The 13,525-nt window shown below is 47.7% G+C and carries 12 protein-coding genes and 2 tRNA genes; 1 reads left to right on the plus strand and 13 read right to left on the minus strand.

Annotated elements, in window-relative coordinates:
• Positions 1–47: 47 nt before the first annotated feature.
• The 13 genes from JW814_00290 to JW814_00350 form a co-directional block, all read right to left on the minus strand.
• Entirely contained in the window at positions 48–1,526 is a 1,479-nt protein-coding gene (locus JW814_00290; GenBank protein ID MBN2069868.1) for a sigma-54-dependent Fis family transcriptional regulator, read from the minus strand.
• 109 nt (positions 1,527–1,635) lie between these two features.
• Positions 1,636–2,007, minus strand: coding sequence for a response regulator (locus tag JW814_00295; GenBank protein MBN2069869.1), 372 nt, complete (start codon positions 2,005–2,007; stop codon positions 1,636–1,638).
• A complete protein-coding gene (locus JW814_00300; GenBank protein MBN2069870.1) occupies positions 2,004–2,891 on the minus strand; it encodes a FliA/WhiG family RNA polymerase sigma factor in 888 nt (295 codons plus the stop codon). Before JW814_00300 ends, JW814_00295 begins: the two co-directional genes overlap by 4 nt.
• Positions 2,892–3,021: 130 nt before the next feature.
• Positions 3,022–4,395: a sigma-54-dependent Fis family transcriptional regulator gene (locus JW814_00305; protein MBN2069871.1), complete on the minus strand. Its 1,374-nt coding sequence runs from the start codon at positions 4,393–4,395 to the stop codon at positions 3,022–3,024.
• Between the two features lie 24 nt (positions 4,396–4,419).
• Positions 4,420–5,202 carry a HAMP domain-containing histidine kinase gene (locus tag JW814_00310; GenBank protein MBN2069872.1) on the minus strand — a complete coding sequence of 261 codons (783 nt, stop codon included), beginning with the start codon at positions 5,200–5,202 and terminating at the stop codon, positions 4,420–4,422.
• Between the two features lie 316 nt (positions 5,203–5,518).
• Positions 5,519–6,886, minus strand: a complete 1,368-nt coding sequence (locus JW814_00315) for a sigma-54-dependent Fis family transcriptional regulator (protein ID MBN2069873.1) — start codon at positions 6,884–6,886, stop codon at positions 5,519–5,521.
• An 11-nt stretch (positions 6,887–6,897) separates the two neighbouring features.
• A complete protein-coding gene (locus JW814_00320) occupies positions 6,898–8,976 on the minus strand; it encodes a response regulator (GenBank protein ID MBN2069874.1) in 2,079 nt (692 codons plus the stop codon).
• Between the two features lie 112 nt (positions 8,977–9,088).
• On the minus strand, positions 9,089–9,388 hold the full coding sequence (locus JW814_00325) for a hypothetical protein (protein MBN2069875.1): 300 nt from the start codon (positions 9,386–9,388) through the stop codon (positions 9,089–9,091).
• A 109-nt stretch (positions 9,389–9,497) separates the two neighbouring features.
• Positions 9,498–9,857: a PilZ domain-containing protein gene (locus JW814_00330; GenBank protein MBN2069876.1), complete on the minus strand. Its 360-nt coding sequence runs from the start codon at positions 9,855–9,857 to the stop codon at positions 9,498–9,500.
• A gap of 315 nt (positions 9,858–10,172) precedes the next feature.
• Entirely contained in the window at positions 10,173–10,448 is a 276-nt protein-coding gene (locus JW814_00335; GenBank protein ID MBN2069877.1) for an integration host factor subunit beta, read from the minus strand.
• Between the two features lie 471 nt (positions 10,449–10,919).
• Complete coding sequence (locus JW814_00340; protein MBN2069878.1) at positions 10,920–11,717, minus strand: dihydropteroate synthase; 798 nt, start codon at positions 11,715–11,717, stop codon at positions 10,920–10,922.
• A 14-nt stretch (positions 11,718–11,731) separates the two neighbouring features.
• On the minus strand, positions 11,732–13,132 hold the full coding sequence (locus JW814_00345) for a hypothetical protein (protein ID MBN2069879.1): 1,401 nt from the start codon (positions 13,130–13,132) through the stop codon (positions 11,732–11,734).
• 72 nt (positions 13,133–13,204) lie between these two features.
• Positions 13,205–13,277, minus strand: a tRNA-Ala gene (locus JW814_00350).
• Between the two features lie 129 nt (positions 13,278–13,406).
• Here JW814_00350 and JW814_00355 point away from each other — a divergent pair.
• Positions 13,407–13,494 (plus strand) — tRNA-Leu (locus tag JW814_00355).
• Positions 13,495–13,525 lie beyond the last annotated feature (31 nt).

Here is a 13,525-nt window from a genome sequence, read left to right on the forward strand (position 1 = left end):
GATTTATCCTTGACGGACAAATGCATTCATCCCATTTGACCTGAAGATCATCCAAGTCCGTATTCCTTCAATCGGCGATACAGAGTCCTTTCCGAAAGCCCCAGCTGTCTTGCAGTCATCTTCCTGTTGCCGTTATATCGAATAAGCGCTTCCCTGATAGCTTCCTTTTCGATCTCGTCGAGATCCTTTCCTTTTTCACTTCCCGCTTCCTCGACTTCATACCAGTTGCGCAGCCTGCCGCTTACCGAGACCCCATTGTCTTTAAGGATGCCCAGGATCTCCTTTACATCGGTGTGAAGCGAAAGAAGGGAGTTGAGTATGATCTCTCTTTCCATCTCTTCCCTTGTCCTCTGAACATGGATGGGAAGGTCGGGGAAACTCTGGGCTGGCCTTTTCTCATCAAGCCTTTTTCCAAGGTCAGCGTAGGTGATCATCCCCGTTCTGCTCAGGACCACCATATTATCCATAATATTGGCAAGTTCACGGATATTACCGGGCCATGTATAATTCTGAAGAAGTTTCACGCACCCCTTTTCCATACCCCTTATCTCTTTGCCATGCTTTTTCATCGAGATCTTTATAAAATGCCTCGCCAGAAGGTCGATGTCATCCTGCCTCGCCCTCAATGGAGGGATTGTGATCTGCACGACCTTCAACCTGTAATAAAGGTCTTTTCTGAATTCTCCCGATCCCACGTCCGATTCGAGTTCCCTGTTGGTCGCCGCGATCACTCTCAGATCGGTATTAAGCCTCTCATTTCCGCCGACCCTGTAATATTCTCCCGTCTCCAGCACTCTGAGAAACTTCACCTGCATCCTAAGGCTCATCTCTCCGACTTCGTCGAGAAACAGAGTCCCCTTGTCTGCCCTTTCGAACAGACCCTGCCTTTTAGCCATCGCTCCCGTAAATGAACCTTTTTCATGACCAAACAGTTCGCTTTCCAGAAGAGTCTCGGCCATCGCTCCGCAGTTGATCGCTTCGAAGTTCTTTGATCTCCTGTTACTCCTCAGATGAAGAGCCTTCGCGATCAATTCCTTGCCTGAACCGCTCTCTCCCATTATAAGAACGGAGACTTCAGTCGGAGCAACCTGAAGGACAGTCTCTATTACTTCGTTCAGCGGCCTCGATCTTCCCACCATCCCTGAACTGCTTTTGATCCTTCTCAAAGCCACCAGGTGCGAAGCTCGCAGCAGGAATTCCTCGGTACTTTCCGGTGGTTGGGATATGTACAGATCGACTCCTGAATCTATATCGGCCTCGATCTCGTCGATGGTTTTTTCCCTGCCGAAAACGATGACCTCGTAGTTTATGAAATTCTTGTCGAATCTTCTCAGGACGGTAAGATAATTCTCGTATTTTTCTGAAGAATCAATGGCGAGAATGACCCCGCCTTCGGGTTCCGTAAAATTAAGGGCAGCGGAGAGATCAACGCAGTGTATCAGTCGCAGTCCCTCCTCGATCGCCAGAGACTGCAGCAATCCCTTTATTTCCTCATTGTCTACAAGCGTCCAGATTTCCGGGTTCATAACCATCACCTGTACAGCAATTTACACCTCTGCATATCAACTTGTCAACATACGATTATCCCGTAATGCCAAGCTTTTTTCATTTATTCCGGAAAATATCGAGCGGATATCACGTCTGGCAGTTATTCGCGCCGCTACCTGCCACGAATTCCAGTACATCGTCGATCTGGAAAGGTTTGATCAGGCATCTCAACGCGCCGGCATTTATACCTTCATCGATCCTCTCCTCGCAACAGGCTCCCGTCATGAGGATATATCTGGCGTCAGGAACGATCTCCATAAGGCTGGTCATCGTTTCTACGCCATCAATGCCGGGAAGGCATATATCGATAAAGGCGATATCAAAACTGTTTTTTCTTGCAAGGTCAATGGCATCCTCTCCCCTGAGAGCGGAAAAAACCCTGCATCTGTTAAGTTCCAGCAGATCAGTCATGAATTCAGTAATTTCGGATTCATCGTCTACAACGAGGACATCTATCAACTACCGACCCCCATTTTTTTCAGCTTTGCCACCGGAATCTTCCGCGGCACCTCATCGCGGGAAACAGCTCGATTGTTGGCCACCTGGGCAGGTACTCCGTTCATCAGCCTGCTGATCCTTCCCTTGAGCCTGAGCATCGCTTTCGTGTGGATCTGACATATCCTCGATTCGGATACTTCGAGCACCCTGCCGATCTCCTTCAGAGTCAATTCCTCATAGTAATAAAGAGTAAGGACTATCCGTTCCTTCTCGGGAAGCTGATCGAGAGTCTCCCTTACGATACCGAACAGTTCCTTTTCCTCGAGTCTCTCGTATGGATTTATCGCGTTGGCGTGAGGTAAGGTGCTTTTCACTACAGAATAGAGGCCTTCGTGATTCGAAGCTATTCCCTGATCAAGACTGATGAGACAGGTAAGCGAGACATCATCGAGCATCTTGTAATATTCATCCATTGATATCTTCAGATATCCGGCGACGTCGGTATCGCTCGCCGTTCTTCCGAGTTTCATCTCCAGATCGGCAAGGACCGTCTCAAGCAATTTCGCCTTGTGCCTTATCGACCTTGGAAACCAGTCCTGCGCCCTCAGTTCATCAAGCATCGCTCCTCTTATCCTGGGAATAGCGTATGTCTCGAACTTGACGCACCTTTCCGTATCGAATTTTTCAACCGCCTGGATCAATCCGAGCAGCCCCGCCGAAAAAAGATCGTCGATCTCGATATAGTTCGGAAGGCTTACCGAGACCCTGCCGACGGCGTATTTGACAAGGTGGAGATACTCTATTATCAGAGTCTCTCTCGCTTTCTCGCTTTTATTGTCCCTGTAGGTCTCCCAGAGCTCTGAGCGATCTACACTTTTATCTTTCTTTGCCGTATTCAATTTCATACTTGTGCCCGTTTGCATGATCCATGCCACAGATAGCCATTCATAACACGTTACACCGCAACATATTAAGCCGTCGTTTCTGGATGTGTCCCGATTTAATTCGGATCATCAGGAAAATAATTCCCCGTGACTAAACTGAAATTGCAGTCTCAAATGAATCCTCTTCCTTGTACAATTTCAGTTTATTCCTAAGGGTTCTGACACTGATTCCGAGTTCCATAGCCGCTCTTGTCCTGTTGCTGCTGAATTTTTTCAATCTTTCCTCTATCATTAGACGTTCAGCTGCGGCAATCGTGCAGCTTTTCAGTATCGCCTCGACTTTTGAAGTCTCGATAGAGTTGCTGTTGTTGAACATGAATGAGTCCTCATTGATCATATCTTCCTGACATAGTATGACTGCTCTTTCGATCCAGTTCTCAAGTTCGCGGATATTTCCCCGCCATGGACAATTCTCAAGCTTCTTGAGAGCTCCCTTGCTCATTTTTTTAATTTCCTTGTCGTTTTCCGCGCAATATATCCGGATGAAATGTTCAGCAAGAAGAGCTATGTCATCTCTTCGTTCGCGCAAGGGGGGAACTTCGATATTCACCACGTTCAGCCTGTAATAAAGATCTTCCCGGAACCTTTTCTCCCTTATCTCGGTCAGCAGGTTTTTATTTGTCGTGGAGATGATCCTCACGTTTACAGGTATCGACTGCTTCCCGCCTACCCTGTCGATCTCTCTTTCCTGGAGGACTCGCAAAAGTTTCGCCTGGATATGTGGCGGGATTTCCCCGATCTCATCGAGAAGCAGCGTTCCTGTGTCTGCCTGTTCGAACTTTCCCGGATGCACCTTATGCGCCGATGTAAATGAGCCTTTTTCATGTCCGAACAGTTCGCTTTCGAGAGTACCTTCCGGAATGGCGGCGCAATTTATCTTTACAAAAGGTTTGTCCTTACGGCCGCTCATCGAATGGATCCTTCGCGCGACCAGTTCCTTACCCGTCCCGTTTTCTCCCGTTATCAACACTGTCGCTCTTGTATCGGCTATCATGTCGACCGTGTCGAGTATCTTTTCGAGTTTCTCCGATTTCCCGATTATCCCACCGCCGGAGGGTTTATTGTCGAGTTTCCTCTTGAGATCCCTGTTTTCCGTTCTCATTGAAGAAAAATTGAAGGCGTTCTTGATCTTTATGTTCAGTTCGTCGATGGTGAACGGTTTCTGAATATAATCATACGCTCCGAGCCGTATGGATTCCGTCGCTTCTTCGACTGATCCAAACCCCGTCATGATTATCACGATAGTATCAGGGCAGCGGTTCTTGATGATCTTCAGCAATTCGACTCCCTCACCCTTCTCGGGAAGCCTTACATCCGAAATTACCAGGTCGTACTCGGTGTTTTCGATCTGCTTCAACGCCGATTTCACGTTCGATACGGCGTCCACCTTGTACTCCGAGAGCACGTCAATCAGGAACTCTCGCGTCATGTCCATATCTTCTACCACAAGAATCTTCTTTTCCATTTTCCAAAACCCCCGACTTCCTTGTTATTCTGTTATGACTGACTTTTCTTTTATTCTTACCAGGCTTCCAACACCCTTTTCGGAGCGTACTTCGACGATGGCATTCATTCTCGACGCTACCGCGGCTACAAGATTGAGCCCGCAACCGATATGCGACGTCTTGGTGCTGTAAAGTATTTCTCCCGCCTTCATCACTTCACCGCGGTCCATACCGCACCCATCATCCTGAATCTCTATGATCCATCCATTATTCCCCGCATTTTCCGGATCCTGCGGCCCGACAAAGACCTTTACTCTTCCAGTCCCATCCATCGATTCGATAGAGTTCCTGAAAATGTGAAGCATCATCTTCCTGAAATCATGCCTGTCTCCATCGATCTCCGTTCCCTCGATAATATTGATTTCGAGTTCAGGAGCGATGATGTCGATCCCGAACATCTCAATAGCGCTCTTCCAGGCGTTCCTGACAAGCAGATTGAGATCAAGTCTTTCAAGTGTGAATTTCTTTGCCATCCGGTATGTCTCGAAAACGCTGAGAAACCCTTCAAGGCTTCCTATTCCTCTGCTGATATTGCTGATCCACTTTTTTCCCTTTGTGCTTACGTCATCTTCATAGTTCAGGAGTGATGCATACCCCTTGATGCTCATACAATGGTTCCTGATCTGATGGATCATCAGCGAAAGAAGCCTGTCAAGATCTTCAAGCTTTCCAGCTCTGGTTATATCGATGCTGTCACCGGGATCTTTGCTGTGAATGGTAATTTCTGCCATTCCCCCCGTTTGCGCATCCTGACAGCTTAAAGGCATGTTGCTTCCCTCCTTACGATTCCAGATCACCGATAAAAACATGGAAAGAGGAAATTTTTTCTCTCTTTCCATGAACGGCAGAGGGCAATTAATATGCCTTTTCCGGATCTCTCGGACTGCTGGCAGGCAATATTTTCCTAATTTGATGTCTGATAATTAATTATAGGACTGTTTCCGTAGTGATTTCACCGTGATTTTCCTCAGGGGATGGACTTTTCTGATCGTTGGCATATCCTGCCGGGACTCAGGATGAAAGAATATCATCCATCTGTCGGTATGGTTTTTATTCAGGATCATCTTCGACGCCGCGGGCATATCAATCGTATCCGTACATCTTTGTCTTTTCGCGCAAAGTCTGCCTGCTTATTCCGAGTATCCTGGCAGCTTTTGATTTGTTCCCGTCCGTCTCATCAAGGGTCTTGCAGATGAGAATCTTTTCCATATCTTTTATGCTTATCGGGTACAATCTGTCTATACCTTCCGGGCCTGGACCATCGGTACCTTCTTCGAGCGCCATTATCTCCGACGGGATATGTTCGGGAAGGATCTCCTTTTCAGCTTCGAGCAATATCGCCCGTTCGATCACATTTTTCAGTTCGCGTACGTTACCAGGCCAGGAGTATCGCATCAGATGTTCCTCGACTTCCGGGTTGATCTTGTCGATCTTCTTCTTGAACTCCTTGCTGAAGACCTCGATAAAATGGTTTGCTAAAAGGGCAATATCTTCTTTCCTCTCCCTGAGGGGGGGCAGGTATATCGGGATGACCTGCAACCTGTAGTAGAGGTCATTGCGGAAATCTCCAGCCTGAATAGCCTTGAGAAGGTCCCTGTTCGTGGCGGCGATTATCCTCGTGTTCACCTTCATGTCCTTGACGCCGCCGACTCTTCTGAAAGTCTTGTTTTCCAGGACCCTGAGCAGCCTGCTTTGAAGAGTGATACCCATTTCACCTATCTCGTCGAGAAATATCGTTCCTCCTTCGGCGAGCTCGAAAAGTCCCTTTTTCCTCGTTTTGGCGTCAGTAAATGCCCCCTTTTCGTGGCCGAAAAGCTCGCTCTCAAGAAGAGATTCGGGAAGAGCGGCGCAGTTTATCTCCAGGAAAGGCATACCTTCGCCTTTACTGCTTTCATGTATCGCCCTGGCGACAAGTTCCTTCCCCGTTCCGCTCTCTCCCTGTATCAGGATCGTGCTTGCCCTGCTTTCTCCAATCTTTATCACCGTCTCGAATACAGATCTCATCACCTTGCTTGTCCCTAGAAAATTATTAAAATTATACTCTTCCTTCTCTTTTTTCTTGATCCCGTCGAGCTCTTCCCGGAGCCGCCTGTTCTCGAGGGCATGCCTTATCGCTATTTTCATCTTTTCAAGCTGAAACGGCTTCAGAAGGAAATCATAGGCGCCATTCTTGATCGCTTCGACCGCCGTCTCCACCTCTCCGTACGCCGTCATCATTATTACGGGGATCTCTTCATCTTCTTCCCGCAGCTTCTTGAGTACCTCTATCCCGTCAGTATCGGGCAACTTAAGGTCAAGGATCACGAGATCTGCCGGTTCTTCCCTGAAAAGGTCGATACCCTTCTCGCCATTATCAGCTTCTGACACTTCATATCCCTGGTTTTTAAGCGCTTCTCCGAGCGACCATCTTATAGCTTTCTCATCATCGACGATCAGTATTCTACCTGGCATCTTTTACCCTTTCAGGAGACCCTCTCTGCTTTGTACGGTCCCGCCGCGGACATCAGCCTGCGCGGGATCTCCACGATAAAGACAGTTCCCGTCTCTTCTCCATTCTGATGAAATATCCTGCCTCCATGGCTCTCTATTATCTTTCTACTTATAGCGAGTCCCAATCCTGTCCCTTCTGACCTTGTCGTGAAAAAAGGGTTATAAAGTTTATCGGCTATATCCTCCGGTATTCCTTTTCCTGAATCGGATATCTCCATTCGAATGAATACCGGGTCATCAGATTCCTTAAGGGAAACTGTTAGATATCCCCCTTCGCCGCATGCCTGGATCCCGTTCATCATGATATTAAGCATGACCTGTTTGATCTGGTTCGCGTCAATGAAACAAATATCGTCATCCAGGCCTCTTTCGAATCTGGTCTCGACCCTTCTCTCTTTCGCCTGGTCGGAGACCAGCATCATCGCGTCATCGACAAGATCGCATATCGATTGTTCCGCCGGCCTCGGTATATCAGGCCTTGCGAAATGAAGAAGGTTCTTGATAATATCATCCAGTCTTTTTATCTCATCAAGGATCACGGTGAGATATTTTATCTTGCTCGTTTCACCCTGCAGCTGTTCTTTCAGCACCTGTGCCGTCGTCGCTATTCCGGTCAGGGGATTTCGTATCTCATGGGCGACTCCGGCCGAGAGTTCTCCAAGCGACCTGAGCCTGTCAGATCTTCTCAGTTCTTCCTCCATCAATTTCTGTACGGTAAGGTCCTCAAAGACAGATACGATCGCCGTACCGTGATAATCATCGATCACTTTTGTCGAGTTAAGCCTCACCGGGACAGGTTCTCTTCCTTCGATTTGAAAATGGGCTTCCATCGAGGAACTCTTGTTGTCATCCTTCACCAGGTATTCGAAAAGGCTTTCGCTACCGAAGGGGTTCCTGAAGAGATCGTCGAAGCAGCATTCTTTATCGCGGATCTTTCCCATCAGCTCTTTAGCCCTCGCGTTCTTGAATACCACCTTTCCCGTCTTGTCCGTCTTGATCACTCCGCTGTTGATATTGTCAAGTATCGTCTCGTTGAAGTGGGTCAGGTCTCTCAATCTGCTGATCGTGATAGCGTTAGCTACTTCTTCAGAAAGGATCGTCTGGATCGTATTGATGAAATGATAATCGTTGAGATAGGCCTGCCTTGTCGCGTATGCTTTCTTGATCAGCAGAAACCCTACCCAGCGTCCCTTGTAAATTAGAGGAACGACCGTATCGTTCCAGGGAGATCTCATTCCCAGGCAGGTCGTCACATTGCCCTCCCTGCATCCGTCCAGGGAGAATATCTCGGGCTGAATCATATCCCGATCCTGGGCGTCGAGCAGAACCCCTTCGACCTCGGAAAGCAGATCAGTCTCTATACCGTAGGAAGTCCTGACCTTCAGGGTCTTCCCGGAATTGCTGAACATCAGTAGGGCCGTGCCTTCGGCATCGAGATACCTGCAGAGAGCCATAAGGAACCTGTCGAGCGAATCGCTCCAGTCCTCGTTGGAACTTATATCCCTTCCCATCTGGTAGATCATTTTCAGGCGCGTTACATGTTTTTTTAACGCCTCGTTGGCTTCGGCCAGTTCTTCGTTAGTTCTCAGAATTCTTTTCCCGAGTTCGCTTTTGCTTTCTTCCAGTTTTTTATTCGCGGTCTCGAGTTTTTTTATAATGCTGGCGTTTTCCCTTATCATGAGAAGATTGCCGTAGGCGGCGTCCACTACTTCAGCGATCTTAACCAGATCGAAAGGCTTGAGCAGATAATCGAAGGTATTGAGCCTGAGAGCTTCAATCGTCGAATCGAGAGAGGCGAACCCCGTCATGATTATGCATCTGGTCTCAAAATGATCCTTCTTGATCCGGGCGATCAGTTCAAGCCCGTCAAGATCGGGAAGTTTCAAATCGATAAGGGCGACATCGAATCCTTTTTCCGACAGCAGTTCCAGCGCTTCAGCGCCCGATCCGGCCGAAAAGGTCTCGTATCCCCTTTCCGTGAGGAATTGCTCGAGTATTTCCAGGACCGATTTTTCATCATCGACGATGAGTACTGTGCCTTTTTCCGCCAAAACCACATCCTTAAATGAGGAAAGTACGTTTTCGGTGGCAATTATACGCACAGGATATTCTATATTTCAAGTCAAAAGGCATTGAATGATAAGTGGTTTCGCGCGATCGATATCATTCGACGAGCTTTATGCGGGAGAGTTCTTCTGTCCTTGTGAAGAGTTCCTCAAGCAGGATATCTTTGATCTCTTCATCTATATCGAAAATCTGATGCGTTATTTCCCTTGCCTTGCTCTGAAACAGGCTGTCGGTCAAACCTTCATCCTGCAGGTCGAGTATTGAACATATCTGCGCCGTAAGAGTTTCACGTTCGGCAGTGAGGTTTTCCATAAGATCGTAGTTCTTCTCTTTCAGTGCTCTGAGCTGTCTGCCGCAGATATCCAGAAGCCTGTTATATAAAAATATTACTTCCAACTCGCTCCACCCGATTTAACTGAACATTTCGAAGACGTACAGTTATTCGGATGAATCCGGGAAAGCTTTACGGAATTCGTATTTTTGAGTGAGAACCACTAGCGGGAGGTCATTTCAGAGTCCTGTTGATATATGTTGCCAGTATATCTCTCGATGATTCAGGGATAGCGGTGAAAAAGACGGCGATCCTGTATTTCACAGGCTGAGGAGCCTCATTTTCCGGTTCGATACGCACGACGACGCCATCGAACGAAACGATACTCTCCCCTTTCCCGTCGTCTCCCGCGGCAGGAATAGCAAGCCCCATGCGAACTCTCGTCATCAGTTCCATATAATGAGGTATCTCGAAATAGACGCCATTGGAACTGATATTCAGCGTTCTGCCGCTGACTTCGCCCTCTGACCCTTCGATTACGACCGGAAGGTCAATATCGACGCGCGGCGCTTTCCTTCTGTCTTTGACACTCATTCAGATAACCCTGACTTTTTGGTTCCTGATCGATCATGGAGCATTTCAACTCTAAAAAAGAAAAGAATCTGCGGAATACATCACTGCACTCCGTTTATTCGCCTAGCGTTTCTTTTTCTTATGACGATCCTTGCGAAGTCTTTTCTTCCTCTTATGAGTGGCTATTTTCTTTCTTTTTCTCTTCTTACCACTTGGCATATTGCATCCAATCCATTAAACGGCCAATATCGGGATCTTAGTTATCCTAATATAAAAATCCGTTCACAAATTGCAAACGGATTTTACATGAAAAACTGTTTCATTTTCCTTTCGAGCCTATCCGTTGACCCTGACCTTCAACTCATTTGAAGCCTTGAAAAACGGGACAAGCTTGGCCGGGACATCCACGGACGAGCCGGTACGCGGATTCCTTGCTTTTCTCGGGTTACGGCTTTTGACCTTGAAACTGCCAAAACCCCGCAGTTCCACCTTGTCACCCTCAGCCAGGGCTTTACAGACATTTTCTATTATAAGATTAACGACGACGCTAGTGTCCTTTTTGCTTAGCCCTGTATCCTTTGCTATTTCCTCGACAAGATCTGCCTTAGTCATTTTGTTTCTCCCTCATAGAAACGAATGTCCCACAATCGAGCCGACAACATGGAAAGACATCTACCTTCCACCTTGTTATATCTTCTATCACAGGGGCAACTTGTTGTCAAAAGAAAAATTACTAAATCGTAATTTTATTTTTATGCCATGATCAGGCGATCTTGGTGAGGCCCTGGCGGGAACAGATGAAAAAGTAAAGTTCCCCGCCGGAGAACGTGTACCCTTTAATGTGATAATCTGCAACACGTGAGGATGAGAAACACATCAAGGACAATCCACGGACCCGCAGGGAACTTTCCGCGTGCAGTTTCCTGCAAGTTCAAGAGTTATGCCATTTCAGGATCGAATGGCATGCCTTTTTAACTTCATATGTATAATGGGGTTATATGATCGCGTCAGCTTCGGATCGAATGTCGGGATCGCTATTCATCCGCAAAATGAACTGCTTCCCGATTTGTTGCAACGAAGAGATCACTCTTTGCTTGCCCTGTAATATCGAAGATATTCCCTGCATCCCTTGTCGGATCCCGCGATCGCCTCAGCGCTTTTCAGTATTCCCATAAGCTTTTTATCTGTGGGATCGCATATCAAAGCTGTAATGCCCTTTGCGACAGCCATCGCCAGGAAGGTCCTGTTCAGGAGCCTGCGCATCGGAAGTCCATAAGATATATTGGATAATCCTCCTACCCTCCCGAAAGAAGGCAGCTCGATCGAGAGTTTTTCGAGTGTCGCAAGGGTGACTGAACTCCCGGCAAGCCCGGTAGCGACCGGCGTAAAGACCGGATCAAGCATTACCCGATTATCTGGGATATCCATCTTCTCGATCATCTTAAGGGCCATCCGTGCGAGTGATATCCTGCCCTCTGCATCCGAAGGGATCCCTTTCCGGTTTTTCATAAGAAGGATAAATGATGAGCCCGACGCGCGTAACACAGGGAGGGCCTGAGCCAGTATATCGTCATCACAGGTAAGGGAATTGATGATCGATCTTTCACCGTATCTTTCAGCCGCCTCGGTAAGAAGCGCCAGATTCGGACTGTCGATCGAGAGCTTCGTATCATACCTTTCGAGTATCGCGTCCCCCGCCCAGAAAAGAGCTTCCTTTTCACCTTCCATCAGCATCGAACTGTTAATATCGATATAATCCGCTCCCCCGCCGAGTTGCCCGCCGGCCGACAGAAGAAGAGAGTCCTCGTCTCTCGACTCGAAGATATCCCTGATCTTTCTGTTGCTGCTATTGAGTTTTTCTCCGATTATAACTGTCTTCATCACTCGCGGAGGAATCAGGCGTTGAATCCAGCCTGCCGGCAGAATCTGTTCAGAATCTTGAAAAGTTCCGCTCCAGCCGTTGTTAATTCAATATTTCTTCTATCCATCATTATTTCCGCAGTTTTTACAGCCTTGTCCAGCGAATATGGTTCGAATTCGGGTTCGCTGCTCCATGTGAAACTTGGAGTGAATTTAGGGAGGAACCCTATCGCAAGAACGTTCGCGCAGAAACCGACGACAGATCCCGTGTTGACTCTGGTGTTGATCGCTATCTTCGTGTGGTCTCCGGCGATCAACCCGAGAAATCTCCTTCCGGTCTCCCTGATCCTGCCCGAACTCCATGTCCTTATCTTTCCGTAATTATTTTTCAGGTCACTGTTACACGCTCCCGCACCAATATTGACCCATGAACCGATGTAGGAATGCCCCAGAAACCCTTCGTGTTGTTTGTTAGTATAGGAAGATATTATCGACTCGCCAACCTCTCCACCGATCCTGCACTGGGTCCCTATGGAACTCCCCTTGCCTACCCTTGCTCCACCCCTGATAATCGTTCCTTCGCCTATATAGCACGGGCCCTCGATTATCGCGTTCGGTTCGATCTTGACTCCATCAGCGATCATGACAGGTCCTTTTGTAGCATCGAGTACGGCGCCGGACCTTACTTCAACTCCCGCTCCTATGACTATATCATCCTCATTTATAAGATTTACCCCTTTAAAAAGCTCGGATTCAGGGGCAGCTCCACGCATCGGAAATTTCTGAAAATCATCAAGGAGACACTGGCTGTTCTCCGCGATAAACTGCCAGTAGAACGAAATCAGCTTCAACCCGGTCTTTTTCCTTTTCGCCCCGTTCGCTTTTACCCAGGCAGCCAGTCCGGCTTCTTTCAGTTCCATCTGCTCTTCGATTCCAGGCAGGTCCTTGTCTTCCTTTTCCTTCTTCAGCTCATTGAGTTTTTCAAATACCTTTTCGACTTCGCCGTCCTCGATCGGGTCCTTAAGGAATTTTAAAAACGAGGAAGCCTTATCGCCCTCGAATGAGGCGATTACCGGAATACCGTTCTTATCTATAACAGTGTCGTCTTCCAGTTCTCCCCTGAGGAGTTCGAGTTCATCCTCGTAAGCAAGCAGTCTTCCGTTTATAAAGAGGATCTTTCCCTCATCTATACTGTTTACCCGTATCTCCCGTTCGGGAAATCTCGCCTTGAGCGTCTCGTTCAGGGTGTCCTCCAGATAGGGCCTGCAGATCAGATTCAAGCGCTCGGAGATAACCTCTCCCGATATCCTTTCCCAGATGGGACTTGTCCCTATCATAAGTTCAAAAACCGGTTTATTCAGTGAGAGTGGGAATAAATTGAGGTAGCGGTCGTCTTCAAAGATGCAAAGTGCCCCGGGGCTAGTGGTATCTTCCATGGCTTTCACGCATCCTCGATCTGATTTCGACATTCCAGCTTGCGTTGGCATCGATGCCGAATATAAAAAAAGTGGAGTTGACGGGGATCGAACCCGTGACCTCTTGTCTGCCAGACAAGTGCTCTCCCAGCTGAGCTACAACCCCAACTGGATAGATATTATCAAATTATACATCCGCGTCAAGAACAAAATATTTCAATGTCTTCCCGCGGCGGCGATAGCCTGGGAGATAACCCTTGACATATCATCCGATTCAAAATATTTTTCCGCGTGTGCCGGAGTGGTGAAATTGGTAGACGCAGGGGACTCAAAATCCCCCGGTACTTGGTACCATGAGGGTTCGATTCCCTCCTCCGGCACCATTATTATCAATGAGTTAGACGGATCGGTTGA

Source organism: Candidatus Krumholzibacteriota bacterium (assembly GCA_016932415.1).
GTDB lineage: Bacteria > Krumholzibacteriota > Krumholzibacteriia > Krumholzibacteriales > Krumholzibacteriaceae > Krumholzibacterium.